Origin of the sequence: Mucilaginibacter sp. AK015 (assembly GCF_014200785.1) — a bacterium.
Classification (GTDB): Bacteria; Bacteroidota; Bacteroidia; order Sphingobacteriales; family Sphingobacteriaceae; genus Mucilaginibacter.
Map to the genome: position 1 here is coordinate 1,703,030 of NZ_JACHCV010000001.1, position 26,328 is coordinate 1,729,357.

Genomic DNA, 26,328 nt, shown 5'->3' on the forward strand with positions numbered 1-26,328 from the left:
TTACCCATAATTAATTTTATCTTGCACCAAAACCAATCACATGGACACCAATCCCACCCCCTTCCCGCAAACTACCCAAACCCGCTTATGGTCAATAGTGGGCGGATCTCTGGGGAATTTGGTCGAATGGTACGATTGGTACGTTTACTCCGCATTTTCACTTTATTTTGCGGGTTCGTTCTTCCCAAAGGGGAACCTTACGGTACAGTTGCTGAACACCGCAGGCATTTTTGCCATTGGTTTTTTAATGCGGCCCATAGGCGGCTGGCTGATGGGCACCTTTGCTGATAAACGCGGACGTAAAACTGCGCTTACCTTTTCGGTTTTACTGATGAGCGCAGGTTCGCTGATCATCGCCATTACGCCCGATTACGAACACATCGGCATCGCCGCGCCGATACTGCTTGTGCTGGCCCGCATTATACAGGGCTTGAGCGTAGGCGGCGAGTACGGCACCAGCGCTACTTACCTCAGCGAAATGGCCACCAAAAAAGACCGCGGGTTTTACTCGAGCTTTCAATATGTTACGCTGATAATGGGGCAACTGCTTGCACTTGCCGTATTGATACTGCTGCAGCGTATTTTCCTGACCGAGGCGCAACTGCATGCCTGGGGATGGCGCATCCCGTTCGCTATTGGCGCTATGCTGGCCATCATAGTGATGTATTTAAGGCGCAGTTTACAAGAATCTGTTGCATTAGATAAGAAGGAAGCTGTTGACAACAATTTGCGGGGTAGCTTAAAAGCGCTGGCCGGACATCCCCGGGCGGTATTAACCGTTATTGGCCTTACCATGGGCGGTACAGTTGCGTTTTACACGTTTACTACTTATATGCAAAAGTTTTTGGTGAACACTAACGGTTTCAGTAAGAACGATGCTACACTCATATCCAGCCTAACCCTTTTTGTTTTTATGCTGATACAGCCACTCTATGGTTATATATCCGACAGGATAGGCCGCAAACCTATGCTAAAAACTTTTGGCGTTTTAGGTACAGTTACCACCGTACCCATATTTATTTACCTAAGCCAAACCCATAACTTTTGGGTAGCCTTTGCATTAATTATGTTTGCATTGCTTATTGTAAGTAATTATACTGCTATTAACGCTGTAGTTAAGGCCGAACTTTTCCCTGCGCATATCCGGGCGTTGGGAGTTGGCTTTCCGTATGCCATAGCAGTTTCCGTATTTGGCGGCTCGGCCGAGTGGCTGGCCTTAGAGTTCAAAAAATACGGCCACGAGAACTGGTTTTACTGGTACGTTACCGGGTGTATCGTTGTATCGCTTGTGGTTTATACTACTATGAATGATACCCAGAAGCATTCGAAGATAGAGGATTAAAATTCGCCCTCCTCCGGAGATGACTGGGGAGAGGCTCTTATTTCGATACCAGCCCCGAGATCACGTTAATGCTTAATGCAACAATAGTTGTATTGAACGCGAAGGAAATAAGGCCATGCCCCCACGCCAACCGACGGATGTGTTTAGAAGATATTTCGACGTCGGATACCTGGAAGGTCATACCTACTACAAAAGAAAAGTATACAAAATCAAGGTAGTCCGGGTCTTTGTCTTCGCCCGGAAAATCCAGGCCGCCTAAAGGTGTTTTTTTGCCATCATCGGTGTTATAATATAAATGAGCGTAACGCATGGTAAAAACCGTGTGCACCATCCACCAGGAAACTACCACAGCTGCCATTGCCAGTATAATATAGCTGGTAACAGTTTGGTCAGATTGGCCTTTGGTTGATTTTAACAACAGGTATATCGCTATTAAACTCACCAGCGAGGCGGCCATCACAAAAACAAATATCATTACCCGGCTGCTATCTTCCAGGCTGGCAGTTTTGCGGATATCTTTTGGGTGAGCCCATATGATGGTTACCCAATCCAATATAATAATGCTTGATGCAATACCAATCCATGTTGTGAGGGTTACCGCAGGTATTGATGGATTATGCCTGACAAAAAAGAATGTAACCGCCCCTATGATTAGCGCTAAATAAAGCTTGTAATGCGCATCCAGGCGAAGCAGCAGATTCTTTTTAGGTTGGGTTACACGTTGCATATTGTAGTCTATGAACTAATTTAATCTTCCTCTACTATCGCTGCCACACGGCCCACCTGCCCGTCTTCCAGCCGCACCTTTATACCACGCGAGTGGTAAGAGGCGCTGGTAAGCAGGTCTTTCACCACGCCGCGTGTAAGCTTCCCGCTGCGCTGGTCCTTTTTCAGGATGATATCTACTTCAAGTCCTGGGTATATGTTTGTTCTGTTACGTCCGTGCATGTTATTTTATTAGTCCGAAAGTCCGAAAGATTAAATTCATTAATAAGTCCTCCGTCTTTTCTGACTTACGGACATACGGTCTTTTCTGACTCTCTTACTTCACCAACCAGCTAATCGCATCCTCAACCTTTTTAAAGTCAAAACTACCGATCACTTTATCCATCGATTCGGTTATCTGCTGGTTTTGCAGATTGCCTATGCTGCCCTCGTGGGTGTGGTTAACCGTTTTTTCGGGGTTAAAATTATCTTGTTCGATATCCAGCCCTATCTGTTTATACGCATCGCGAAACGGAGTGCCATTCAGTACCGATTTATTTACTTCTTCCACGCTGAACAGGTAAGCATACTTAGGGTCGTCAAGGATATTTTTGTTTACAGTGATGTTCTGCAGCATAAACGTTGCCATTTGCAGGCAATCAATCAGGTCGGTAAACGCCGGGAACAATAGCTCTTTTAACAACTGCAGTTCGCGATGATAGCCGGATGGCAGGTTGGTCGTCATTAGTGCCACATCGTTGGGCAGGGCCTGCAGGCGGTTACATTTACCACGCATGATCTCCCAAACGTCCGGGTTTTTCTTATGCGGCATAATGCTGCTGCCGGTGGTAAGGTTTTCGGGATAGCTTACAAAAGCGAAGTTTTGGCTCAGGTACAAGCATTGGTCCATAGCCATTTTGGCCAACGTTGCCGCTATTGAAGATAACGCCTGCGCTATAACACGCTCGGTTTTGCCACGACCCATTTGGGCGTAAACTACGTTATGGTTCAGGCTTTCAAAGCCGAGCAGTTTGGTGGTCATCGTGCGGTTAAGCGGAAACGATGAGCCGTAACCCGCGGCCGATCCCAGTGGGTTTTTATTGGTGATCTTCCAGGCGGCTAAAACCATTTCCAGGTCGTCGACCAAGCCCTCGGCGTAAGCGCCAAACCAGAGCCCGAAAGATGATGGCATAGCCACCTGCAAGTGGGTATAACCCGGCAAAAGCACATCTTTATGTTGTTCGCTCAGCTGTATCAACTGGCGAAATAAAGTATCGGTTTCGGCAACCACCTGCTGTAATTGGTGGCGAAAAAACAGTTTCAGGTCAACGAGCACTTGATCGTTGCGCGACCTGCCGCTGTGGATCTTTTTACCGGCGTCGCCAATACGACGCGTAAGCAGCATCTCAACCTGTGAATGCACATCCTCCACATCCGGTTCTATCTCAAAATTATTGTTTGCTATCTCGGTATACAGGTTTTTAAGTTCCTGCTGCACCAGCATCAGGTCGGCAGCATCCATCAGTCCGATGGATTCCAGCATTTTTGTATGTGCAAGGGAGCCAAGCACGTCAAAAGCGGCCATTTGCCTGTCCAGCTCGCGGTCGCGGCCAACAGTAAAATTTTCTACCAGCTTATCAACATTGGTGGTTTTTTGCCAAAGCTTCGTCATGGATTTACGATTTTAGATTTACGATTTTAGATTTGACAAATTTCAATTTCCGCGGGATGTATTAATTGATGATACAATAATAGAAAGAAGTTCATTCGCTTCTTTATAGATCGGTGTAATTTTTTCTTTTAGCTCCGGATTAAGTTCTACCAAAAGCTCCAGGAAGAACATGCTTTCATCAAGTTCTTCTTCTACAATTTTCAATTTGTTAATAAAATCTGCTTTTGACTTTGCCCTGCAGGCCGCCCGGTAATTTGCACCAGTGGAACTGGCGCTGCGCGCAAGTTGATCGCAATAATTTCGGTTAACAATATTTACGGGAATACTAAGCACTAATCTTGCATTTGCAATTGAATATTGTTTGGTTCTCGAAAGCAGTTCCTGTTTATTCACAGTGTGTTAAATGAATCTAAAATCGTAATTCGTAAATCTAAAATAATATAGTATTTAGCATTTCAATATACATTTCTATCCCTTCGCTTATTTCATCTACATAGATAAATTCATCGGCCATGTGGGAACGGGCCGAGTCACCGGGGCCTATTTTAATGGACGAAATATCCAGCAGGGCTTGGTCTGATGTGGTGGGCGAGCCGTATGTTTTACGGCCTAATGCAACACCAGCCTGAACAAACGTGTGGTTTTTATCTATTGACGACGGTTTTAAGCGGATGCTACGCGGTTTTACATCGCAGCTTACATGCTGGCGGATGATCTCCAGCACCTCCTCATTCCGGTAGGCATCGGTTACCCTTACATCAACGGTAAAGGTGCAGCTTGCGGGCACTACATTATGCTGCGAACCGGCGTTGATAATGGTCACCGACATTTTTACCGGCCCAAACAGTTCCGATTCCTTCGGAAATTTATAGCTGCGGAACCACTCGATATCAGCAAGCGCTTTGTAAATAGCATTTTCGCCTTCCTCGCGGGCGGCGTGGCCTGCTTTGCCGTGGGCAGTGCAATCCAATACCATCAGGCCGCGTTCGGCAATGGCCAGGTGCATCAGTGTAGGTTCGCCTACTATACCAAAATCAAGCGGGCCAAGTTCAGGGATGATCAGTTCCAGCCCGTTAACGCCCGAGATCTCTTCTTCGGCGGTAGCGGCTAAGCAAAAATTGTATTTTAAATTTTCCTGCTCATAGTAATACAGAAATACAGCAATTAGCGATACCAGGCAGCCGCCGGCGTCGTTACTGCCCAGGCCATATAATTTATCGTCTTCTATTTTGGCGTCGTATGGGTCGCGGGTGTAGCCGCTGTTGGGTTTAACCGTATCATGGTGCGAGTTGAGCAGGATGGTGGGTTTAGCAGCATCGTAATATTTGTTGTACGCCCAAATGTTATTTTTTCTACGATGCGTTTCAATACCATGCTGCTGCAATACCTGGTCTATCAGGTCGGCGGTACGGTCTTCTTCTTTGCTGAAAGATGGTATAGAAATGAGTTGCTGCAGCAGTTGTAAAGCCACTTGCGACAATGTGGTTATATCGGCCATATGTAGCGGGAATATTCCCGATGTTGAAACGGTAAAAGTAATAGTTTTTTGACGAAAGTGGGCAACGGGTACAATTGGTTAATGCCCAAAAAGTGTTCACGTTCGGCGCACGTGAACATCGTGAACATACGTGAACACCTGATAGTCAGATATTTAATTTTTAGACAAGTCGAAAAATCCCCGTTTTTAATGAAAATTAATACTTTACATACGCGTTAAACGCTCATTCTAACAGCAATGGCTCATCCTCATCATCTAAACTCAGCTGTATCACATCGCTGCCTGCAATGCCTTCTATCGATCCTTTGATATGGGCAGCGTTCAGCAACACTTTTTCCAGCTGCTTCTCGCGCGCCTTCCAAAGCTTTTCCATGGCATCCCGTTCTTTCTGTATAGACAGGCGCATGCTCATGTAGCCTTCGCGGATGGCTTTCCATTGTTCCGAGAACTCGCTGCTGGTAAGGTAATCATACAGCAGGTGCATTTTATCGCCTTTGTTATCCTGCGCCTTTGCCATATTGGCCAGCTTGATCACCCCATCGCGCAGTATATAAGATACCGCCTTCACCTCGTCAAAGCTGCATATCCATACACCGTCCTTTTCGCCAAAGCAATCCATGCCTTTAGGGTAACATTGGGTTACAATAACGGCAACATCAATGCCCTGGGCACGCATGTCCTTTTTCAGTTTATCTATCCAATCGCCGCCAAAGGCCGTGGTGCGCTTGCTTTCGTAAATGATACGGCCGCACTCCTGCCCAAACTGGTTACGCACTATCTGAACACAATCGGCCCCCCGCACACCCTTGCCTACCTCGGCGATCACATCAAACGGGAAATAGCTGCGCAGCTGTTCTTCCAGTATCAGTTCCTGCACCTCGCCCTGCAATTGCATCGACCCCTGCTCGGCTTTACGCTTCATCTCGTCGGCAAGCTTTTTCTGATCCTCCAACTGCTTTTCCAACTCCTTAAGCTTCAATTGGTATTCGGTATCTTTTATGTTGTGCTTTTCGTTTTCCTGTTTACGTATCTGCTCGCTCAATTCGGCGCGCTGCTCCTGCAGTTTGCGCTGCAGGGCAATCTCCATTTCTTCTTCCTTTTGTTTAAGGGACTGCTCGCGCTGTAAAAATTCAAGCTCTTTCTGGCGCGATTCCTTTAATTTTTCGGCACTTGCGTTAACCGAGTTTTGGAGCATCAGCAACTGGTTCTCGAAATCCGAGGCGATGGATTTGCGCAGGTTCTCTTCAAGCGTTAACTGCAGGGCCTTCTTTTCGCCGGCAAGGCGCTGTTCAAAAGCGTCCTGCTGCTTTTTTTCGCGCGCGAAAAATTCCGCCTCCTTCTTTTGAAATTCTTCCTCTTTTTGCCGGGTATAATCCTGCATTTTCAGCCTTAGCTGTTGCTTATATTCCTCGGCCATAACTTCCTCAATAGGGAAACCATGTCCGCAGCTTGGGCACTTAACTTCTGTAGCCATAATTTAAAATAGAGCATCAAAGATAGGGGTTTTGGAAAAGAAATGAGCGAGGGTTTGTGCGATTCCCTCCCAACGGGAGGGTGTAGGGAGGGGTTTAACAAAAGCGGCTAAACCCCTTCCTGCCACTAAACTGTCAACCGCACCCCTCCCAGGGGAGGGAATTTATCTGGGCGGGAACTTCAAAATCGTGATATAAATTATGAAACTGCTTTGGAGAACAAAGACGCGAAGTATTGCGTCGCTACATTTGAAAACTTATTTAAAAATCGTGGTATAAATTCCTGAAGCTGCTGCGCAGACCAAAAGTAATTACCGCAGCCTTTTTATTGGCAAGATCGCTTTTTTCCTGACGATATATGCCGCCAAGCTCTAAACGCATGTTGTATTTCGGGTTGATCAGGAACGATACCGTGCCTTCTGCATAATATAAATTACTGGTTATGCCCTGCCCTATGGTGGTATTAGCCGGTGTCGCCGGGAAAGGTTTCATGATATCCCTGCCGTTATTTTCGTTCAGCCCGTCGGTGCCATATTTGGCGTACAGCAATTGCCCCTGGATATCAAACCGGCCTATCGAGTAGTTCATGATGCCTGTAACTTCCCTGAAATTGGCTCCGAAGGGATCTCCAAGCGGCTGGCTGTAGTAAGAATAGGAACTGATAACCTGGTTGCTGAAACCGGTGTAAGGTTTAACCGCATTGTATTCTACCAGGTAGTTAAGGTCTTTTACGCCAAAAATATCCGCGCCGCGTATACCCAGCTGCACACCGTTGGTATTGTCGGTGGTGTTATTTTTGAAAAAGCTGCTGGCTTTAAAACGATCTATCAGCAACTGGCCATATAAAGCGGTTTTGTCAAATATCTTATACTTGCCGGTAAACCCTACCAAAGCATTGCCCGGCTGCGATGATGGCCCCAGGCCGCTCGCGAAGATAACGGGGTTTATAAAGTTAACGTCGAACCCTCGGCGGTTGCCCTGGTCATCAGCCTCGGGCACTGTATAAGCATTGAAGAACCCGAACGACAGGCTGTTACTTACATTCCAGTCGAGGTAGTGAAACAGGCCCCATTTACGGCGGTTACCACCAAAGCTGTCAAACTGAGGCACATTGATATCCTGCATGTAGGTCCACATCATCATGTACTGTATGTTGCCAACGTTGGCGGTTAAACGTAACAATGGCATGGGGGCGCTATAATCTGATAGCAGGATAGAGCGGTAACCATCGCCAATAAAGGTTTTATCCTGCCCTAAAGTAATATTAAGCTGCTTTATAGGTGTGTAAGATAATATGGCGGTAGCGTACGAATAATCGCGGTAGCTTTTTGATGGGGCACGGTCATAAGCCTGCCCGGGAACAAAGCCGGTAAGCTTTACATAATCCGTATAATAATCCGGGAACGAGGCCTGGTTTTCGTAGCCGCTGGTGTAGAACGAAAATTTTGTACCTACTGTGCCGCCAAACTGAAACCCGCGCGTATTTAAACCGATCCGGGAGTTGGGGCCAAACCCTACAGGTTTAAAATTGATTGGCTCGGTAGATTCGTCGTTAAAGTCTTTACCAAAAGTGCTCTCTAAAAGTATATCACCGTAAAAGGTGTATTCGTTGGTTTTAACATCTATCAAGTGCTCGTTAAACAACTTACGCGAAAACCAATTTTTTCGGGTGGTATCAACACCGCGATCCAACAGTTGCCCGTACCTTTCATTCAGCGTGCTGTCTATTAAAAACGGGCGTAATGCGGTGTGCATACGGCTGCCCTTTGAGTATATATCGGCATTAAACTTTTGATATAACTGATACGATTGCGGCAAATAAACAGATTGCGCTTTACCTACCGTTACTGATAAAGCGATAACGCACAGTAGTAAAACTATTTTACCTGCCAGCCTTGTATAGTTTTTTTGCATACACAACAAAATAACTGTTATTTATTTAAATTCTAAAACGTTAAAAATCCTATGTTAAATCCTAAATTTCTAAACTTTAAATAGCTTCAATTTACACCAATGAACCATTGAACTAATGAAACAATACCCCCCTGAACAGTTAATTTCTGTTAAATTTATATATGCCGGTTGGTTATAGCATTATCAAGCTGCAAAAAATACTGATATTTGCCGCGCTTAATTATACCATTTAAGGATGCAATACAATAAAATAAATAACCTTTTTGGCTGGCTTTGCTTTGTTATAGCTTCAGCAACCTACATCTTAACGTTAGAGCCATCAGTAAGTTTTTGGGATTGCGGAGAATTTATTTCGTGCGCATACAGGCTGCAGGTATCGCACCAGCCCGGCTACCCTATGTTTGCCATGCTTGGCAAAGTTTTCTCGCTGCTATCACTGGGCGATAACACCAAAGTGCCCTACTTTACCAACATGGGCTCGGCTATTGCAAGCGGGGCAGCGGTAATGTTTTTATTCTGGACCATAACCGCTATGGCCAAAAAGCTGCTGGCCAGCGGCAAACGCAACTTTGGCGATGCACAAACCACCGTTATTATGGGCGCCGGCCTGGTTGGCGCGCTGGCCTTTACATTTACCGATACATTTTGGTTCTCGGCTGTCGAAACCATCGTTTTTGCGTTATCGCAGCTGTGCATATCTATTGTTTTCTGGGCAATACTAAAATGGGATGCCCACGCCGACGAACCGGGCGCTGATAAATGGCTGATTTTTATAGCCTACGTAATGGGGCTTTCCATCGGCATACACTTGTTAAACCTGCTTACCATCCCTGCAATTGCGCTGGTATATTATTTTCGCAGATACAAAAATATTACGGTACGCAACGCGTTTTTGGCCTTCCTGGTAAGTATTGCCATACTTGGTTTTGTGCAATACGGCATACGGGGTTATACTATCAAATTCGCCGCGTTTTTCGATCTGTTTTTTGTAAACAGCCTGGGCCTGGGTTTCGGCAGCGGGGCGTTGTTCTTTTTTGTATTACTGATAGGATGTATTGTGGCGGGTATTGTTTACAGCATCCGTAAAAATAAGCCAACACTAAACCTGGCGTTCTTGTGTATAGCTTTCATTTATTTCGGGTATGGTTCGTTTGCTTATATACCCATCAGGGCAACGGCCAATACCAACCTTAATAACTCCCACCCTGATAACGCGTTTACCTTGTATGGCTATCTTAACCGCATCCAATACGGCGAAAACCCGCTGCTTACCGGACCGTATTTCGACGCGCAGATAACCGGGCAAACCGATGGCAGCACTATATACCGCAAAGGGAAGGATAAATATGAAGTTGCGGGTAAACGGGCCAATTACCAGTACGACCATACCACCATATTGCCGCGCATGTATAGCACCGACGCCGGTGACGTACAATTTTATCGCGGCTGGCTGCAATTGCCCGAAGGGCAGGCGCCGAATTTTATTGACAATATTAAATGGATGGCCAGCTGGCAGGTGTACCAAATGTATTTCCGGTACTTTTTATGGAACTTTGTAGGGCGGTATAATGATCAGGATGGCCAGCAAAGCACGGAAAGCATTGACGGTAACTGGACAAGCGGTATCTTTGATGGCGGCAGGCATTTGCCTAAGTCGGTAGTAAATAGCCCTACTTACACACCCTTGTACGCCCTGCCATTTATATTGGGCATGATAGGCCTGGTTTACCAGGTAGAGCGTAAAAAGAAAGACGCGCTTATTATCGGGTTGCTGTGGTTTTTTACCGGCCTTGCGGTTGTGCTTTACGTAAACCAGCCTTCGGTACAACCGCGTGAGCGCGATTACTCGTACGTGGGCTCATTCTACGCCTTTGCCATTTGGATAGGCATGGCGGTTATTGCCATTGCCGATGGTATCAGCCGTAAGGTTAACGTCCGTGCATCGGCTTATATCGCTACCGGTATTTGTTTGCTGGCAGCTCCCGTACTCATGGCCGTTAAGGAGTGGCCGGGGCACGACCGTTCTACCAAAATGACAGCGCACGATATGGCCTATAACTACCTGATATCCTGCCCGCCAAACGCTATTTTGTTTACATATGGCGATAATGACACCTACTCGTTATGGTACGACCAGGAAGTGGAAGGCATACGCCCTGACGTACGAATTGTTAACCTGAGTTTGTTTAGCGGCGATTGGTATATACGCCAGATGCAAAAGAAAATGAACCAGTCGGAACCGCTGCCGATAACCATGCCGTATGATAAATATAAAGATGGCGTACGCGATGTTATTTATTACAACGACGCCAAAATTGCAGGGCCTGTTGAACTAAAGGATGTGTTTGATTTTCTGACATCAGATGATAAAAGCGTAATGGCGCAGAGCCAGGGCGGCGAAATGATCAACTACCTGCCTACCAAAAACTTTAAGATCACCGTTAAGCCTGATGATGTGATGAAAAACAAGGTAATAACGCCGGCGCAAAAAGATCAGCTGGCCGGCACTATCGAGTGGAAATACACATCAAATTATGTTACTAAGGATAATTTGGCCTTGCTTGATATTTTGGCACATACCAACTGGAAAAGGCCGATATGTTTTACCACAACTATTGGCAACAGCAACCTTATTGGCCTGCAGCCATACCTGTATAAGGAAGGGTTCACCTATCGCTTGCTGCCCCTAAAGGCCGATACCGCCAACCACGACCAGCTTAGCAAAACCAACAGCCTGGTGATGTACGATAACATGATGAACAAGTTTAAATACGGCAAGTTTAAAACAGCAAAATATCTTGATCACGAATCGACCAATATGTTTTACCCGGTGTTGCTGACCACCTTTTTAGACTTGGCCGAAAACCTGGTAAAGGAAGGCCACCCGGATATGGCGCTTAAAGTACTGCACAAATGCGATGACGAATTGCCTGAAGACCTTTACCCTTATATAGATGTTACCGCCCGCAAAATGTTTTTGGCAAAAATAGCTTACGAGTTAGGCGATCATAAACTTGGCAATAAGTTCATAACCAGTATTGATAAGTTTTTGGTTGATCAGCTTGATTACAATTATCACCTGTTAAAAGACGACGCCAACAGCGTAAACACCCGCGATGTACAAATCGGCATGCAGGTATTAAACGGCATGTCCGAATATTCGGAAACGGCTAAAGAAACCGCGCTCAGCAACAAGTTGCAGGCACAGGTAAAGGATTACGCTACCAAGTTTGCGCCGATAATGGGACAACCTTAACATGCTTTGTAAAGCAAAAGCGCCCTGCCGGTAAATACCGGCAGGGCGCTTTTTTTTTGGAAAATTTTAAATTACGGGTGAACGTAAACTAACGTATCGGCCAGATCGCCGTTAACCATTTTAAGGCGGGTTGCCGACGATTCGATTATCGCGTCTTTACGGATGCTGCCGTCCTGTTTTGTAAATTCAAGTGTTTTGCCATTATCAGTCAAAGCCCATTTGCCCGGCTTTGTACCCTGCGGTGAAACCGACTCATAAGTATGATCTGCGTTAATGTTCAGCCTTACTGCTTTCACCATGCCGGCAATAGCATCCTTTTGAGCATTGATCTGGTCTTCCGCGTCGGGGTTGGCTTCAACAGCTTTTTTGATAACCTTGTTAACCGTGCCCTCTATACTCGAGTCGTCGATCTTCCATGAACCAACCAAATCCTTTTCAGACGTTGATACAATAGTAAAAGCAGATAGCACCACCGTTGCTGCCACTGCTGTAATTAATTTTAATTTCATTATTTTTAGTTTGTTGGTTTGGATAATTATTAACCGCGTTTGTTACAATTATACCGAATATTTTTAAATTTATTTCCTCATAGTTAATTTAAATTATAACCAAGGCCAACTGGTCAATCACGTGGATTACATCGCCAAAACCTCATTTTCTTTTTTAATACGCACGTAAAGCATTATAGCGTTCAGGATAGTGAATGTTATTGCGGTATAATACAGCCCAAATGCAAGTGGTATTATTGCTATCTCGCAGATAACTATAATATAGTTGGGGTGCTTTATGTATTTATAAATGCCGGTAGCAACCGGGCGGGTGCCGGGTACCTTATAAATTTTAGTATTCCAGTAATGCCCGAGGGTAGATATGACGATCACCTTGATAACGATCAGTACAAAAAACAGCACGATAAGCGGGTAACTAACCATAGCGTTGTCACGCCACATATATTCGGCGATTACCGATATAATGAAAAGGGTATGCAATGCTACAATAAAAGGGTAATGCTCCTGTCCGTATTGCACGGCACCGTTTTTAAGCAGCCATTTTTCGTTGCGCGAGGATACATAAAGTTCGGCAAGGCGCTGAAATATCAGGAACAGAATAAATACCGTGAATATCATGTGATCAGTTTTTCATATCAAGTAAAACCATTTCGCTGCTAAAGCCCGGCCCCATAGCCAGCATCAGCCCGTAACCATCGGTAAAACCATCGGTCATAAACCTTTCCAGCACATAAAGCACTGTTACGCTGCTCATGTTACCGTTGTTGTTCATTACCTCGCGGGTGTTTTTCAAAAAGTCGCCTTCAACTCCTAAAGCGTCGGCATATGCGTCCAGCACCTTTTTGCCGCCGGGATGAAAAATAAAGTTTTTGATATCGCTAAGCTGCAGGCCTTGCTTTGCTAAAAAATCATCAATATCATGCCTGATGTTCTGGTGAATAAAAGTGGGGATATCCTTAGAAAAAACCACCTTGAAACCCTCTTCGCCAAAATCCCAGCCCATTACATCAAGCGAATTGTAGTATAGTTTACTGCTGGCCGCTTTTATCTCCACTTTAGGTGCAACATATTCATGATTATCGCCTTTTATAAGGCATGCCGCTATCCCGTCAGAGAACAAGCTCGACCCTATGAAATTGCTTTTACTATAATCGTTTTTTATGAGCGTAAGCGAGCAAAGTTCCACGGCAACCAGCAGCACCACCGCATCGCGGTTTGCCTTTGCCGCTATATTCGCCTTTGCCATGCCCGACACCCCGCCTGCGCAGCCCAAGCCCCAAACCGGCGTGCGGTTTATATGCGGATCAAGTTGCATCCGGTCGATAATCAGCGCATCCATACTTGGGGTGGCCAGGCCGGTAGTGGATATAAATATGATATCGGTAATTTGTGCTTTACTAATGCCAGCCTTTGTAATAACCGTTTCAATGGCCTTTACCGAATATTGCAGCGAAAGTTGTATATAATCATCATTCCGCTGCTTAAAAGTGGTATTTTCTGCATAGTAGCTTATCGGCTTCGCGAAGTTGCGGGTAACAATGCCGGTATTGTCAAAAGCCTGAATGAGCCTGTCGGCTTGTGGAAAATTGGCCAGGAAAATTTCGCGTGCCTGCTTTTTTACCTGCTGCTGGTCAACCTTGTCCGGTAGATCTATCTTAGAAATTGCTGCTATATGTGGCATTTGTATTAATTTAATAAAGCCCTATAACAGATACGTTATAAAAGGGACTTTGGTTGACAACTTTTAACCGGGGCTATTGTTTTATTTATACCTAAGCTTAATTTAGTGATTTAAAAAACAACAACATGCCCGAACTACCCGATCTGCAGGTTTTTAGTCATAACCTTGATAAAAAGCTAAGCGGTAAAACCCTTAAACAGGTAACCATACATAAGGCTCCAAAGCTAAACGTTACCCATAAGGAATTACAAGACACCCTGCATGGGCAGAAACTCTCTTCGGTTTATCGCGACGGGAAAGAACTGTTCTTTAAATTCAGCAAAGGGGATGTGCTGGGCCTGCACCTGATGCTGCACGGCAAACTTTTTTTATTTGAGGGCAAACACGATAATAAATATCCCATAATGGAACTGCTATTTACGGACGATACCGGCCTGGTGCTTACGGATTTTCAGGGGATTGCCACCCCTACCCTTAACCCCGATGCCAAAGACGCGCCCGACGCCTTATCGCCCGGTGCAGGTTTAGAGTACTTAACGGGCATCCTGGGCAAAAAGAAAACTAACATCAAAACCGTATTGCTCGATCAAAAGATCATTCGAGGCATTGGCAATGCTTATGCCGACGAGATATTGTGGGATGCCGGTATATCGCCGTTTTCGGTTTGTAATAAGATCCCGGAAGGGAAAGTGAAGGACCTGGTCAGCTCCATCCATTCCGTTTTAAAAAACGCCGAAAAAGAGATCATCAAGGCAAACCCTGATATCATAGCCGGCGAAGTGCGCGATTTTATGCTGATACATAATTCAAAAAAGAAACATAGCCCCAAAGGCGCGCCGATACTGATAGACGAAAAATCGCGTAAAACGTATTATACGGAAGAGCAGGAATTGTATAAATAATAAAAACGCGTTATTGCGGCGAGCGTGGCGATGTGGGTAATCTGCGACACGCTTACCGCCTGCCTTTCTATCGACAATGCCACCCAATCGGTGCCAAGGACGTGACAGGTTTTATTTGATTAATATATTTTCTATAAACTCAAAACATTTAACTCCAACGCCATGTTTAGCAAAGAAAAGCTATCAACATGGGAACATTACAACACATACAACACCAGATATCGGCATTGAACGATCTGATAAAGATAAATAACGACCGGATAACGGGTTATCAAAAAGCTGTTGAAGGCACACAAGACACCGCTTTAAAAACAGTGTTTGAAGGGTACATTGACCAGAGCAAAGGATATGTAAATGAGTTGAACGATTACATCCACTTGCTGGGCGGCTCGCCGACCGACGGCACTACCCTTTCGGGGAAGTTTTATCATGCCTGGATGGACGTAAAATCGGCTTTCACCAAAAAGGATAACGTTTCGGTACTGTCTGACTGCGAATACGGTGAAGACGTAGCCAAAAGCGCTTACAGAAAAGCCCTTGATGATAAGGAACTGATATGGGAGGACGAACAGGTTGTAAGCCTGCTGAATAATCATATAAACGGTTTAAAAATAGCGCACGATGCCATTAAAGCACTGCGCGATTCAAGCAAAAACGTAGCATAACATGGATAGCCCCGACCAGGATTTCTTAAAAGACTACAAGCCTCTGCATGTGCCCCATAAGTATGATGCAGGGGCTTCTATGCAGGACAATGTGATATATGCCCTGGCGCAGCTGGAATACGCCACAGCGCCTGAGGTAGCCGCTAAGCTCAACGATTTGGAGCCGCAAACAGATACGGCTACACACCTGCAGCAAACCCGCGAGGTACTGGAGGGTTTGTTCACTAAAGGGCTTATAAAGGGTAACGACGCCCCCGACAGACAATACAACTTAAGCAAAATACTTACGCCTAACTCCGGAAAGGCAGATACACTGTTTTAAACACGGGCCAAAATCATTGCAACCACCCCGTCAATTCGCTGCACCGTGGCAATGGCTACAGGGGGGCTTTATAAGTTCACAAAATGATTTACCAGCGAGGTAAAATCGTTGAACTTAAGGTCGTAATCGTCTGTTTGGCCAAAGCCGTAACTTACAAATACAAAGGGTATGCCCGCCAGGCGGCTTTGCTCGCCATCGCCGGCGGTATCACCAACGTAAACAGGGCTGTTAAGCCCGTGCTTATCCATCAATAGTTTGATGTTATGGTTTTTAGGCATAAAGTTTACGCCATGTGCCATCTCGTCCTTTATCAGGTCGTCTATCCCCGCCCAGTCAATAAACTGCCTGATAATGCCTTTGGCGCAGTTGCTAAGTATAAAAAGCGGGTACTTTTCGGCCAGCAGTTTAAGGCCATCTTTCACACCATCGTACAATATGCCGCCCTTTTCGCTGATCAGGTTATGGCGTTGGCCGTTCACCATATCGTATATTTCAATTCTTCTGTCATGCTCCAGATCAGGCATTAAAACCTCAATAACCTTTTTCCCTTCCCAGCCCACCATGCCGGCTAAAACATCGCGCGTAATTGTTTTATTGATACCCTGCTCCGCGAAAACAACATTCCATGAATGGGCGTAAGTGTCAACGGCATCCCAAAGGGTACCGTCCATATCAAAAATAAGACTGTCAGGTTTTTGCATGGGGTGAAATTAATAAGTTAATTTCAAAATCAGGTGATTTATATATAATGCTGTTGACACCCATATTATGAAAATGAGATGCGAAGTATTGCATGGAATGAAACGCGAAGTATCGCGTCTTTAACACTTTACAACGCAGCAAACGTCAAAATCACAAATCGGTAAAAAATACCATAACAACACCATTTTACACCATTACTACAGGTAATAGTTAACTATCTTTGTGATGATGAAAAAAGCATTCCCGGTTTATGATATTTGTTCCCTGGCTGATCATCAGCACAGCGATCTGCTCATCAGCCGTTTTGCCCCGTATCTGCAAAAACATCAAAACCTTAGCCTTCCCCACAAGCACACGTTTTACCACGTAGTTTTTTTTACAAAAGGCAGCGGCAAACATTCTATAGACTTTAAATATTTCCCTGTTGAGCCTCACCAGATCTATTTTATGTCGCCGGGGCAGGTACACCGGTGGAGTTTTGAAGGCCCGGTAGATGGTTATATCATCAATTTTTCGGCGGAATTTTTCCAGTCGTTCCTGCTGCGGCCAGATTACCTGGAAAGCCTGCCGTTTTTTACCGGCAATGTTGATGACGAAGTAATAAATATAAGCGCAGATAAACAACTGCAGGTTACCGCCCTGTTTGAACAGTTGATAGCAGAGAGCCATGGCCCGGGCCATATGGCCATGGATATGATACGCGCGCTAATGTTGCAATTATTTATTTTAGTGGCAAGGCACGGCGTATACAGCAGCCAAAATACCACGCCAAACTATAATTATACTTTGCTGCAAAGTTTCAAAAAGCTTACCGATAAAAACTTTGCTACCCTGCGCCTGCCAAAAGATTACGCGGCCCTGCTGTACATTACGCCTAATCATTTAAACGCGTTGTGTAATGATATGCTGGGTATCCCCGCAGGCGAGGTTATACGCAACCGCGTAATATTAGAAGCAAAACGCCTGCTGATAAACCTTGACCTTAACATCACAGAAATTGCCGCCAAGCTTAATTTTGCCGATAACTCGTACTTCACCAAGTTTTTTAAAAAATATACCGGCCTAACCCCCGAGGATTTCCGGAAAAACCCTATTGCCCAATGACACCTACAAACATAAAACCCGCCAGCTACGTACCTGTTTTAGAAGCTTATATAAAAGCTAAATGCCCGCGCTGCCGCAGGGGCGATATTTACAGCACGCCTACCTACAACTTTGGCTCGCAAAAAATGCACGAGCGATGCGCGCACTGCGGGCTTCATTACGAGCGTGAACCGGGATACTGGTATGTGGCTATGTTTATAAGTTATGCCTTTAACGTTGCAGAGATGGTAACCTTCGCGGTGGGCCTGCACATCCTGACAGGGTCAAACTCGCCGTGGCTTTATGTGGCCGTGTTACTGGGTGTGATATTCGTTTTATCACCTTTTAACTACCGGTATTCGCGGGTGGCTTTGTTATACTGGCTTACACCAGGCTTACATTACGAACCCTGGAGGGCGGAAGACAGAAATAAGGTTGAGCAGCCTGACATTAAAAAGAAATAATTTCGGTAATTTGCTATTAATCCCTTCTCTTCGCAAAGAAGGCATCGCGGGGAGTGAAATTCTTTATTAATACCCTTAATGCGTTAACCGTTCTATCTTTTCTAACAGCTCGTTCATTTCGAAAGGCTTAGCCAAAAAATCATCGGCGCCGGCAGCTAATGCCGATTCCTGGATATCGCGGCTGGCTGACACCATGATAACAGGGATATTACGGGTGGCGGCAGCAGCCTTTAACTGCCGGCAAATATCGCGTCCGTCTTCGCCGCTCATCCATATATCAAGCAGCAGTAAATCAGGCAGTTCGTCCTGCATATCAAGCACGGTAGAGCCGTCGAATGTGGTGGTTACAGCATAGCCTTCAAACTGAAGCAGCATTTCTACGGCATCCACTATTCCGGGGTCATCATCGGCTATCATTATTTTTTTTTGCATCTGGCTCATTTATGATATTAGAGTTGAAAACATAAGGCAGGTTTAACCAGGTATTAACCGGCTGGTTCAAATTACGCGCCTTTGTTAACGGGTAACGAAAAGCAAAAAGTAGACCCTTTTCCTTCTGTGCTGTTTACCCACATTTTTCCGCCTTCGCGGCGTATTATCTCGTTCGAGATATATAACCCAAGCCCCAAACCGGGAAAAGTATGCTGCTTACTGCCGCTTACCCGGTAAAATTGTTCAAATACCTTTTCCTTCTTATCCTCGGGGATACCAATACCAAAGTCTTCTACGCAAACTGTTACCATGTCATCACTACGGCTGGTACTGATGATGATGCGGTTGCTTTGGGGTGAGTATTTGATGGCATTGGTTACCAGGTTGGTTACCACCTGCCCAATGCGCTCTTTATCAGAATAAAGCTTGCCGGTTTCTTTAAAATCCATCACCAGTAAATGTTTGTGCGTAGTATTCTGGATATCCTGAAGGGTTTCCTGCACGGCCTGGTTAAAATCAAACCATGCCCTGTTGAACAATATCCGGCCCGAGTTTATTTTGGTTACATCAAGCAAATCGCCTATTAAATTGGTAAGCCGGTTTAGCTGCGCATCCATTTTCATAACCATGGCAGCCTTTTTTTCCTCTCCCTCGCGGCTTAGCATGGCGCCCAATACCTGCGCATAGGCCTTAATGCTGGTTACGGGCGTTTTTAACTCGTGGCTGGCAATACCCAAAAAATCGTCCTTTTGGCGCTGCATCTGCTTTTGTTCGTCAATATCGGTGTTGGTACCAAACCACCTTACTATCTCTCCATCCAATATAAAGGGTAATGCCCTTACCAGGTGCCATTTATAATTACCGTTTTTATCGCGCAGCCTAAATTCGTACTGGTAAAGGCTACCGGCTTTTATGGCCTGCATCCACGCGCTTATATATCCATCCCGGTCGTCATCGTGTACATGGCTAAGCCACCTTTCGCCAATAACGTCTGCCATTGGCAAGCCAAAATAATCAACGGTTTGTTGGTTTACGTAATCCAGTTCGCCGGCGGTGTTTGCCGTCCACAACTGTACGGGCATAAAATCGGTAACAAATTCAAACTGCTTTATCTGGTCGTTCAGTTCGCCGTTCTTTAGTTGCAGCTCTATATCGGCAATGGTTTTTTCGGTTACATCTGTACAAGCGCCAATGTATCCCATAAATTTACCTGAGTGGTTATATTGAGGGTTGCCGGTAGCAATGCACCAGCGTATCTCACCATCTTTACGGCGTATCCTAAAATCAACTTTATATGGCTGTTGTGTTTTCAGGTCTTCCAAAAACTTCTCGGCCACCCGGTGCCTGTCCTCAGGCAAAATAAATTCCAGCCATCCCTTACCTAAAAACTGCTCGTTTGATTGGCCCGTCCACGTTGTCCAGGTTTCGTTGGCATAAATGATCATGCCCTTATCGTCGGCCATCCACAGGGCGGCGGGGGCGGCGCTGGTAATATTTTTCAGAAGGTGCTCGCTATTGATAAGCGCCTGTTTGCCTACAATTTCTGAACGCAGGTCGCGGGCTATAGTAGCCCTGCCCTGCGGCTTTCCGTTAGGGTCATAAATATACATGGTGGTACCATACACCGGTATAGCTTCGCCGGTTTTAAAATGGCGATATAAACATTCGCCGCTCCACTTACCCTGCTCTTCCAGCGCTTTATTTACCTCATTTTTCAGTTTATCAATTTCTTCGGGCATAATAAACTGAGAATTATGCGGCAAAACGTCTTCATCATCAAGTCCAACCATTTTGCGGCCAACAGCATTAACGTATTTAACGCTCCCGTCAACTTCAGACAGGCTTATAAAATCTGATGTATTATCTATCAGGGTCATCAGCTTGCGCTGCTCCTCCTTATCCTTTATCTCGTTAGATATATCCAGCGTAGTGCCGGCAAACCGTATGCAGCTACCCGAGCTATTAAAATGTGCCTTGCCTTTGCTGCGCAGCCAGCGCACCTGTTTGTTAGTCGGGTCAATTATTCTGAAAGTTGCATCGTAGATACCCGAGCCATCAGGGTTCAGCGCTTCCCTAATCTTTTCTTCCACTTTTGAAAGATCGTGAGGATGTATGTGTGCCAATACGTCGCTATACCTGGCACCCTCGCCTTTAGCAAAGCCGTACAAAGTGTTACAGCGGTCGTCCCAGGTTACGGTTTCGCTCACCGGGTCCATATCCCACGCCCCCATCTCAGCCGAGTCGAGGGCGAACCTCGAGCGCTCTTCGGCTTCGGCCAGTTTCTGGCGGGTAAGCACCAGCTCGGTTACATTCTCGGCTGTGTTTAGTATCCCCCACACTTCGCCTTTATCATCCTTAAGCGGCTTATAGGTAAAATTAAAATAAAAGGTTTGCAGTGCGCCGCTCACAATAAGGTCAACCTTTTCGGCATAGGCCTGGTAAGCTATACCGGTTGCAAAAACCTCGTCAAGTATATCGCAAAACTGCTGGCTTTCCAGTTCGGGCAAGGCCTGGCGGAAGGTTTTACCAACAACCGACCGGTCCCTGTCCCAAACCTTTAATATGGCATCGTTAGCTAAGGTTATTACAATATCGCGCCCAACGTATAAGCCCACAGGCGAGGGCGACTGATCTATGATAGTCTTAAACAGATTTTCGTTTTGCACAGGGTAGCTGTAACTTTCCATTTATGGCAGAAATAAATGTATAAATATTCAGAAACAAAGTACCGGCTAATAAACTGTAAGCAGAATGTAAATGTAGCATTAATTTTTTTGGTTAATAAAACGGGCTGCAAAAGCCAAACTATGGTTTACCTTATCTCTAAATAAATTAAATGATTGTTAAAGATTTTATTTAAGGGTTATTCTTGAACGGATTCCTGCAAATAAAATGTTATAATTCAAACAATTATAAATTCAGGTAGTTAAGCAGATAATTTTGAGATAGAAAATTTACAACTTATTTGAATAAATAAGGCTGGTTTTAAGCAAATGAGTTGCTTGCTACAGTATAATTTATACTTTTATGAAAACTACTGAATTACATGAGTAAGTCAAAAAAAAATAAAGAGCCTATAAAATATAGCACATTACCCAAGGCCTTAACGGGTATTACCGGCCTTGACGAAATTACCGAAGGAGGATTGCCTTTGGGCAGGCCAACTTTAATATGCGGCGAAGCAGGATCGGGCAAAACACTAATGTCGATAGAGTTTATCGTTCGCGGGGCTGTTATGTACAATGAGCCGGGCGTGTTTGTGGCGTTTGAGGAACAATCAGAAGAATTAGCCATGAACGTAGCCTCGCTGGGCTTTGATCTTAACAAGTTGCAGGCCGATAAAAAAATAAAAATAGATCACGTACATATTGATCGCAGTGAAATTGAGGAAACAGGCGAATACGACCTGGAAGGTTTGTTTATTCGTTTAGGCTATGCTATCGATAGCATCGGCGCCAAAAGAGTGGTGCTTGATACACTCGAGAATTTATTTTCGGGGTTAAACAACCAAACTGTGCTGCGTATGGAACTGCGCCGCTTGTTCGGCTGGCTGAAAGAAAAGGGAGTAACGGCAATAATTACCGGCGAGCGTGGCGAAGGATCATTAACGCGGCAGGGGCTGGAAGAATACGTGTCTGATTGTGTTATCCTGCTTGATAACCGCGTGGTAAACCAGATATCTACCCGCCGACTGCGCGTTATAAAATACCGAGGTACCGTGCATGGCACAAACGAGTACCCCTTCCTGATTGATGAGGACGGCATCTCGGTGCTGCCGGTTACATCGCTAAAAATGGCCAATAAGGTCTCTACGGAAAGATTGTCGACCGGGATACCTGCATTGGATGAGATGCTGGGCGGCAAAGGTTTGTACCGCGGGGGCAGCGTGCTGGTATCGGGTACGGCAGGCACCGGGAAAACAAGCTTAGCTGCATCATTTGCTAACGAAACCTGCAGGCGTAAAGAAACGTGCGTGTATTTTGCCATGGAAGAATCGCCAAGCCAGATCATCCGGAACATGAGGTCGATCGGTATGGATCTGCAAAAACATGTAGATAATGGATATCTGCACTTTAACGCTTCGAGGCCGAATTTATACGGGCTTGAAATGCACCTGGTGGCTATGCATAAATGCATTAAAAAATACCAGCCAAAAGTGGTCATCATCGACCCGATAACCAACTTCATCAACATCGGATCGGTAATCGAAGTAAAGAACATGCTGGTGCGGATGATAGACTTTTTACAGGAGGAGGGTATTTCGGTAATGTTTACCGCACTATCATTAAACACCATTGTAAACGAGCAAACCGATGAAGGCGTATCATCATTGGTTGATGCCTGGATACTGGTACGTGACATTGAATTTAACGGCGAACGCAACCGGGGGCTGTATGTCATGAAATCGCGCGGGATGAAACACTCAAACCAGGTGCGCGAATTTATAATTACCAATAACGGGCTAAAACTTGTTGAGGTGTATTTAGGCCCCGAAGGAGTGTTAACCGGGTCGGCCCGCGAGCAGCAAATGCTGCTTGAAAAGGCAGGCGAGGCACTTCACAGCAGTGCTATAGGCCGTAAGGACAGGGAGATACTACGGAGACGTAAGGTGCTTGAAGCCAAAATAGCCAGCCTGCATACCGAGTTCGAATCAGTTGAAGAGGAGTTGAACAAGGTTTACCTGGAAGAAGAACTTAAAAAAGAAATACTAAACAAAAACCGTGAGGAAGTGGTGAGGCTAAGAAAAGGCGAAACGGTTGCCGAATCAAAAACAAGCCGTAAAAAGTAATGGTAAAACACGTTGAAAAAAAATGGGAGCTTAGGTTGTATGTAGCGGGTAAAACACCAAAATCGGTTACCGCGTTAAGCAACCTTAAAAAATATTGCGAAGAACATCTGAAAGGCCAGTACCGCATTGAAGTAATTGATCTTTTAGAGAAACCTCAGCTGGCAGAAGGAGACCAGATACTGGCTATCCCCACCCTGGTTAGAAAGGTGCCGGAGCCTATCCGTAAAATTATAGGCGATCTGTCAAACGAAGAAAAGGTTTTGGTTGGTTTAAACATTCGCCCGGCTTAATTGTAATAAACATAGTTATGGCCGATCAGAACGAGGTTGCAGGCATGTCTGATACAGACGCCGGGGTTTTTATATTACGTTTGTTTATAACGGGGGCGTCCCCCAACTCTATCCGCGCGGTTGAAAACATCAAAGCTATCTGCGAAGAACACCTGGCCGGCAACTATCAGCTGGAAATTATTGATATACACCAGCAGCCCCAGCTTGCCGAGGGCGACGATGTGATAGCCGTACCTTTAATGATAAAGAAAGCACCCTACCCCGAACGCCGGATGATAGGCGATATGAGCGATACGCAAAGGGTGCTAAGAGGGCTTGGAATAGCACATAACAGTTAATATGGAGCAGCAGGATCAACATTCAGAAGAAATTCGGGAACTGCGCTTTCAACTGGAAGAAGCGCAGGAAACCATAAATGCTATACGTACCGGCCAGGTTGATGCCCTGGTAGTAAAGGATACTGAGGGCCACCAGTTATATACGTTAAAAACTGCCGACCAAACCTATCGCGTTTTTATTGAAAAAATGAGCGAAGGGGCGGTCACCATAAACAGCGAAGGCATAATTTTGTATTGCAACACCCGCTTTGCCTTAATGGCTGATACGCCTCTGGAAAAAGCTATAGGCGCCCCCCTGGCTTCCTTCGTGCCCGATCAATCTAAAACTGCGCTGGAAGAACTGATACAAAGCAGCTGGAACGAAGAGTGCCGGTTAGAAATTATATTAAAAGATGGCGGCGGTAAGGATATGCATTGCATGTTCTCGTGCAATACCATCGACCTTGATGGCGGTACGGCTTTAAGTATAATTGTAACCGACCTAAGCCTGCTAAAGGAAACAGAAAAACAGCTGCAACTGCGTAACGAGCAGCTGGAAGAATCGCGCGCCAACGCCGAAAAGCTGAACAATACTTTAGAGGCTACGGTAAAAGAGCGTACCCACGACCTGGTAATAAGCCGTGAGCACTTTAAGCTGCTCACCAACAACATTGTGCAAATGACCTGGACAAACCTGCCCGATGGCAATGTAAACTCTTACAACCAGCGCTGGTACGATTACACAGGAAAAGATTTCGAGACAACAGGGGGTTTGGGCTGGAAAGAACTGATACATCCGGACGACCTGAAAATGACCATCGAAAAATATACCCACTCGCTGGCTACGGGCGAAATGTTTGAGGTGGAGAATCGCTACAAACGCCACGATGGCGTTTACCGCTGGCACCTTAACCGCGCCCAGCCGCTTAAAAACGATAAAGGTGAAATTATTTTTTGGGTTGGTACGGCAACCGATATTGAAGACCAGAAACGCGAGATGGACCGTAAAGATGAATTTATTGGTATTGCCAGCCACGAACTGAAAACCCCTTTAACCAGTTTAAAAGGTTACCTGCAGCTTATTGCCGGCTATAAAAAGGAACAACTGCCGCCAATTATTACCCAATACATTAACAAAGCAGGGGTATCCATAAACAAATTGCAAAGCCTGATAAACGACTTGCTTGATGTGAGCAAGATAAAGGCCGGCAGGTTAGAGTATTCCCTGAATGATGTAAATATAACCGAGCTGGTAAACCAATGCGTTGAAAATGCCGAACATGTTTATTCATCGTATATATTTGAGAAGCAGATAGAGGGTGATCTTATTGTAAAAGGAAATAATGAACGCCTTGAACAGGTGTTGATGAACCTGATCAACAACGCGGTAAAGTATTCGCAAAACGATAAAAACGTGCTGATAACGGTTAAAAAGAATAACAATAAAGCACGCGTATCTGTTACCGACCACGGTATCGGGCTATCGCAGCCCCAGCAAACCCGCATTTTTGAGCGCTTTTACCGTGTAGAAGACAGAAAGAACATGACCAGCGGTTTAGGCATGGGGCTGTACATTTCGCAGGAGATCATCAGCAATCATAACGGCACTATAGGTGTAGATAGCGAAACCGGCCAGGGTTCTACCTTCTATTTTGAGCTTCCGCTGGTTTAGTTGTACTTTTTACACCGCGAAAGGCCACATAACCCATCGGCACCAGCATTAACAAATCAACGGCGTGGGCTATTGCCTCTATTCGTAAAATCCGCGATACCGGAAACAATACACCCGCCGCCGAAAGAACTATACCCGCCCACAACGGTATCATTTTGGTTCGCGCCAGCATAATGCCCACCGCAAATACACTTAACGGGAAAAGCGGCCCGCCTATCCAAAAGATCAAATTTGCAAATACCGGGTGCGACGCCAGCCCGTTAAGCATGGCACTGTGCGAAATATGAAATATATCAGCCAAGGCATCCTGAAGGCCAAAGGCCACCCCACCGCAGGCGCACCCATAAATTGCCACACACCGCCCTATAGCGCTGTACCGTGGCGCGTGTGCTTTCAGCCCGGAAAAAAAACCGTTGAATACAAAAACCCAGAAAACGCTGCCCATAACAATAAGTGTAGCGCCGGCAACATTATACCTGCCGTTACTAAGCCAAAAAAAGCCCGATGCTGTATAAAGCAGTGGTGCGACAACCAGCGATAAAGTAAAAATTTTCTTTTCCATCATGATTAATGTAGCTTGATTAAGCTTTGTGACGCTCTATATAAACCGGCGGTTACATACAGGTATCCGTAAAATTTGT

25 protein-coding genes are annotated in these 26,328 nt (G+C 45.4%); 11 read left to right on the forward strand and 14 right to left on the reverse strand.

Annotated elements, in window-relative coordinates:
* The first annotated feature begins 40 nt into the window (after positions 1-40).
* Positions 41-1,342 (forward strand): MFS transporter, encoded by a 1,302-nt coding sequence (locus tag HDC91_RS07485; RefSeq protein ID WP_183550026.1) that lies wholly within the window; start codon positions 41-43, stop codon positions 1,340-1,342.
* 37 nt (positions 1,343-1,379) lie between these two features.
* On the opposite strand, the gene HDC91_RS07490 is transcribed toward HDC91_RS07485, so the two are convergent.
* The 7 genes from HDC91_RS07490 to HDC91_RS07520 form a co-directional block, all read right to left on the reverse strand.
* Complete coding sequence (locus HDC91_RS07490) at positions 1,380-2,069, reverse strand: DUF1345 domain-containing protein (protein ID WP_183550029.1); 690 nt, start codon at positions 2,067-2,069, stop codon at positions 1,380-1,382.
* A gap of 20 nt (positions 2,070-2,089) precedes the next feature.
* Positions 2,090-2,290 carry a YwbE family protein gene (locus tag HDC91_RS07495; protein WP_183550032.1) on the reverse strand — a complete coding sequence of 67 codons (201 nt, stop codon included), beginning with the start codon at positions 2,288-2,290 and terminating at the stop codon, positions 2,090-2,092.
* A gap of 94 nt (positions 2,291-2,384) precedes the next feature.
* Entirely contained in the window at positions 2,385-3,719 is a 1,335-nt protein-coding gene (argH, locus tag HDC91_RS07500; protein ID WP_183550035.1) for an argininosuccinate lyase, read from the reverse strand.
* A 42-nt stretch (positions 3,720-3,761) separates the two neighbouring features.
* Positions 3,762-4,112: a four helix bundle protein gene (locus HDC91_RS07505; protein ID WP_183550038.1), complete on the reverse strand. Its 351-nt coding sequence runs from the start codon at positions 4,110-4,112 to the stop codon at positions 3,762-3,764.
* 37 nt (positions 4,113-4,149) lie between these two features.
* A complete protein-coding gene (locus HDC91_RS07510) occupies positions 4,150-5,217 on the reverse strand; it encodes a M20 family metallo-hydrolase (RefSeq protein ID WP_183550041.1) in 1,068 nt (355 codons plus the stop codon).
* 223 nt (positions 5,218-5,440) lie between these two features.
* Positions 5,441-6,691, reverse strand: coding sequence for a DUF2130 domain-containing protein (locus tag HDC91_RS07515; RefSeq protein WP_183550043.1), 1,251 nt, complete (start codon positions 6,689-6,691; stop codon positions 5,441-5,443).
* A gap of 259 nt (positions 6,692-6,950) precedes the next feature.
* On the reverse strand, positions 6,951-8,603 hold the full coding sequence (locus HDC91_RS07520) for a gliding motility protein RemB (protein WP_183550046.1): 1,653 nt from the start codon (positions 8,601-8,603) through the stop codon (positions 6,951-6,953).
* A 235-nt stretch (positions 8,604-8,838) separates the two neighbouring features.
* Between HDC91_RS07520 and HDC91_RS07525 the strand changes: the two genes are divergently transcribed.
* Positions 8,839-11,859: a DUF2723 domain-containing protein gene (locus tag HDC91_RS07525; RefSeq protein WP_183550049.1), complete on the forward strand. Its 3,021-nt coding sequence runs from the start codon at positions 8,839-8,841 to the stop codon at positions 11,857-11,859.
* Positions 11,860-11,930: 71 nt separating this feature from the next.
* On the opposite strand, the gene HDC91_RS07530 is transcribed toward HDC91_RS07525, so the two are convergent.
* The 3 genes from HDC91_RS07530 to HDC91_RS07540 form a co-directional block, all read right to left on the reverse strand.
* Positions 11,931-12,368, reverse strand: a complete 438-nt coding sequence (locus HDC91_RS07530) for a lipocalin-like domain-containing protein (RefSeq protein ID WP_183550051.1) — start codon at positions 12,366-12,368, stop codon at positions 11,931-11,933.
* Positions 12,369-12,494: 126 nt separating this feature from the next.
* Complete coding sequence (locus HDC91_RS07535) at positions 12,495-12,986, reverse strand: isoprenylcysteine carboxyl methyltransferase family protein (protein WP_183550054.1); 492 nt, start codon at positions 12,984-12,986, stop codon at positions 12,495-12,497.
* Positions 12,987-12,990: 4 nt separating this feature from the next.
* Positions 12,991-14,049, reverse strand: a complete 1,059-nt coding sequence (locus tag HDC91_RS07540; RefSeq protein ID WP_183550059.1) for a type III polyketide synthase — start codon at positions 14,047-14,049, stop codon at positions 12,991-12,993.
* A gap of 125 nt (positions 14,050-14,174) precedes the next feature.
* On the opposite strand from HDC91_RS07540, the gene HDC91_RS07545 reads away from it, so the two are divergent.
* The 3 genes from HDC91_RS07545 to HDC91_RS07555 all read left to right on the forward strand — a co-directional run bounded on the left by HDC91_RS07545 (position 14,175) and on the right by HDC91_RS07555 (position 15,938).
* On the forward strand, positions 14,175-14,951 hold the full coding sequence (locus HDC91_RS07545) for a DNA-formamidopyrimidine glycosylase family protein (RefSeq protein WP_183550062.1): 777 nt from the start codon (positions 14,175-14,177) through the stop codon (positions 14,949-14,951).
* Positions 14,952-15,139: 188 nt separating this feature from the next.
* Positions 15,140-15,616 (forward strand): PA2169 family four-helix-bundle protein, encoded by a 477-nt coding sequence (locus tag HDC91_RS07550; RefSeq protein WP_162431453.1) that lies wholly within the window; start codon positions 15,140-15,142, stop codon positions 15,614-15,616.
* A 1-nt stretch (position 15,617) separates the two neighbouring features.
* A complete protein-coding gene (locus tag HDC91_RS07555) occupies positions 15,618-15,938 on the forward strand; it encodes a hypothetical protein (protein WP_183550065.1) in 321 nt (106 codons plus the stop codon).
* A 68-nt stretch (positions 15,939-16,006) separates the two neighbouring features.
* On the opposite strand, the gene HDC91_RS07560 is transcribed toward HDC91_RS07555, so the two are convergent.
* Complete coding sequence (locus HDC91_RS07560; protein ID WP_183550068.1) at positions 16,007-16,639, reverse strand: HAD family hydrolase; 633 nt, start codon at positions 16,637-16,639, stop codon at positions 16,007-16,009.
* A gap of 226 nt (positions 16,640-16,865) precedes the next feature.
* On the opposite strand from HDC91_RS07560, the gene HDC91_RS07565 reads away from it, so the two are divergent.
* Both HDC91_RS07565 and HDC91_RS07570 read left to right on the forward strand, forming a co-directional pair.
* Positions 16,866-17,744, forward strand: coding sequence for a helix-turn-helix transcriptional regulator (locus tag HDC91_RS07565; RefSeq protein ID WP_255476670.1), 879 nt, complete (start codon positions 16,866-16,868; stop codon positions 17,742-17,744).
* Entirely contained in the window at positions 17,741-18,187 is a 447-nt protein-coding gene (locus tag HDC91_RS07570; RefSeq protein ID WP_183550071.1) for a DUF983 domain-containing protein, read from the forward strand. The genes HDC91_RS07565 and HDC91_RS07570 overlap by 4 nt, the downstream gene beginning before the upstream one ends.
* A gap of 75 nt (positions 18,188-18,262) precedes the next feature.
* Here HDC91_RS07570 and HDC91_RS07575 read toward each other — a convergent pair whose 3' ends face one another.
* Both HDC91_RS07575 and HDC91_RS07580 read right to left on the reverse strand, forming a co-directional pair.
* Entirely contained in the window at positions 18,263-18,628 is a 366-nt protein-coding gene (locus tag HDC91_RS07575) for a response regulator transcription factor (protein ID WP_183550074.1), read from the reverse strand.
* 62 nt (positions 18,629-18,690) lie between these two features.
* Positions 18,691-21,306: a PAS domain-containing protein gene (locus tag HDC91_RS07580; protein ID WP_183550077.1), complete on the reverse strand. Its 2,616-nt coding sequence runs from the start codon at positions 21,304-21,306 to the stop codon at positions 18,691-18,693.
* Positions 21,307-21,665: 359 nt separating this feature from the next.
* On the opposite strand from HDC91_RS07580, the gene kaiC reads away from it, so the two are divergent.
* The 4 genes from kaiC to HDC91_RS07600 are packed head-to-tail and all read left to right on the forward strand — an operon-like array spanning position 21,666 to position 25,687.
* Positions 21,666-23,408 carry a circadian clock protein KaiC gene (gene kaiC / locus HDC91_RS07585; RefSeq protein ID WP_183550080.1) on the forward strand — a complete coding sequence of 581 codons (1,743 nt, stop codon included), beginning with the start codon at positions 21,666-21,668 and terminating at the stop codon, positions 23,406-23,408.
* A complete protein-coding gene (locus HDC91_RS07590) occupies positions 23,408-23,698 on the forward strand; it encodes a circadian clock KaiB family protein (RefSeq protein WP_183550083.1) in 291 nt (96 codons plus the stop codon). Before kaiC ends, HDC91_RS07590 begins: the two co-directional genes overlap by 1 nt.
* A gap of 17 nt (positions 23,699-23,715) precedes the next feature.
* On the forward strand, positions 23,716-24,036 hold the full coding sequence (locus HDC91_RS07595; RefSeq protein ID WP_162431445.1) for a circadian clock KaiB family protein: 321 nt from the start codon (positions 23,716-23,718) through the stop codon (positions 24,034-24,036).
* Between the two features lies 1 nt (position 24,037).
* Positions 24,038-25,687 carry an ATP-binding protein gene (locus HDC91_RS07600; RefSeq protein WP_183550086.1) on the forward strand — a complete coding sequence of 550 codons (1,650 nt, stop codon included), beginning with the start codon at positions 24,038-24,040 and terminating at the stop codon, positions 25,685-25,687.
* Here HDC91_RS07600 and HDC91_RS07605 read toward each other — a convergent pair.
* Positions 25,656-26,252, reverse strand: coding sequence for a hypothetical protein (locus HDC91_RS07605; protein WP_183550088.1), 597 nt, complete (start codon positions 26,250-26,252; stop codon positions 25,656-25,658). The two genes, HDC91_RS07600 and HDC91_RS07605, sit on opposite strands and share 32 nt — an antisense overlap.
* Between the last annotated feature and the right edge of the window lie 76 nt (positions 26,253-26,328).

What these genes read in the sequence shown, in the direction of transcription:
- HDC91_RS07485 (WP_183550026.1), top strand. Translation starts at nt 41, where the DNA reads ATGGACACCAATCCCACCCCCTTCCCGCAAACTACCCAAACCCGCTTA.
- HDC91_RS07490 (WP_183550029.1), bottom strand. Translation starts at nt 2,069, where the DNA reads ATGCAACGTGTAACCCAACCTAAAAAGAATCTGCTGCTTCGCCTGGAT.
- HDC91_RS07495 (WP_183550032.1), bottom strand. Translation starts at nt 2,290, where the DNA reads ATGCACGGACGTAACAGAACAAACATATACCCAGGACTTGAAGTAGAT.
- argH (WP_183550035.1), bottom strand. Translation starts at nt 3,719, where the DNA reads ATGACGAAGCTTTGGCAAAAAACCACCAATGTTGATAAGCTGGTAGAA.
- HDC91_RS07510 (WP_183550041.1), bottom strand. Translation starts at nt 5,217, where the DNA reads ATGGCCGATATAACCACATTGTCGCAAGTGGCTTTACAACTGCTGCAG.
- HDC91_RS07515 (WP_183550043.1), bottom strand. Translation starts at nt 6,691, where the DNA reads ATGGCTACAGAAGTTAAGTGCCCAAGCTGCGGACATGGTTTCCCTATT.
- HDC91_RS07520 (WP_183550046.1), bottom strand. Translation starts at nt 8,603, where the DNA reads ATGCAAAAAAACTATACAAGGCTGGCAGGTAAAATAGTTTTACTACTG.
- HDC91_RS07525 (WP_183550049.1), top strand. Translation starts at nt 8,839, where the DNA reads ATGCAATACAATAAAATAAATAACCTTTTTGGCTGGCTTTGCTTTGTT.
- HDC91_RS07530 (WP_183550051.1), bottom strand. Translation starts at nt 12,368, where the DNA reads ATGAAATTAAAATTAATTACAGCAGTGGCAGCAACGGTGGTGCTATCT.
- HDC91_RS07535 (WP_183550054.1), bottom strand. Translation starts at nt 12,986, where the DNA reads ATGATATTCACGGTATTTATTCTGTTCCTGATATTTCAGCGCCTTGCC.
- HDC91_RS07540 (WP_183550059.1), bottom strand. Translation starts at nt 14,049, where the DNA reads ATGCCACATATAGCAGCAATTTCTAAGATAGATCTACCGGACAAGGTT.
- HDC91_RS07545 (WP_183550062.1), top strand. Translation starts at nt 14,175, where the DNA reads ATGCCCGAACTACCCGATCTGCAGGTTTTTAGTCATAACCTTGATAAA.
- HDC91_RS07550 (WP_162431453.1), top strand. Translation starts at nt 15,140, where the DNA reads ATGGGAACATTACAACACATACAACACCAGATATCGGCATTGAACGAT.
- HDC91_RS07555 (WP_183550065.1), top strand. Translation starts at nt 15,618, where the DNA reads ATGGATAGCCCCGACCAGGATTTCTTAAAAGACTACAAGCCTCTGCAT.
- HDC91_RS07560 (WP_183550068.1), bottom strand. Translation starts at nt 16,639, where the DNA reads ATGCAAAAACCTGACAGTCTTATTTTTGATATGGACGGTACCCTTTGG.
- HDC91_RS07565 (WP_255476670.1), top strand. Translation starts at nt 16,866, where the DNA reads ATGATGAAAAAAGCATTCCCGGTTTATGATATTTGTTCCCTGGCTGAT.
- HDC91_RS07570 (WP_183550071.1), top strand. Translation starts at nt 17,741, where the DNA reads ATGACACCTACAAACATAAAACCCGCCAGCTACGTACCTGTTTTAGAA.
- HDC91_RS07575 (WP_183550074.1), bottom strand. Translation starts at nt 18,628, where the DNA reads ATGAGCCAGATGCAAAAAAAAATAATGATAGCCGATGATGACCCCGGA.
- HDC91_RS07580 (WP_183550077.1), bottom strand. Translation starts at nt 21,306, where the DNA reads ATGGAAAGTTACAGCTACCCTGTGCAAAACGAAAATCTGTTTAAGACT.
- kaiC (WP_183550080.1), top strand. Translation starts at nt 21,666, where the DNA reads ATGAGTAAGTCAAAAAAAAATAAAGAGCCTATAAAATATAGCACATTA.
- HDC91_RS07590 (WP_183550083.1), top strand. Translation starts at nt 23,408, where the DNA reads ATGGTAAAACACGTTGAAAAAAAATGGGAGCTTAGGTTGTATGTAGCG.
- HDC91_RS07595 (WP_162431445.1), top strand. Translation starts at nt 23,716, where the DNA reads ATGGCCGATCAGAACGAGGTTGCAGGCATGTCTGATACAGACGCCGGG.
- HDC91_RS07600 (WP_183550086.1), top strand. Translation starts at nt 24,038, where the DNA reads ATGGAGCAGCAGGATCAACATTCAGAAGAAATTCGGGAACTGCGCTTT.
- HDC91_RS07605 (WP_183550088.1), bottom strand. Translation starts at nt 26,252, where the DNA reads ATGATGGAAAAGAAAATTTTTACTTTATCGCTGGTTGTCGCACCACTG.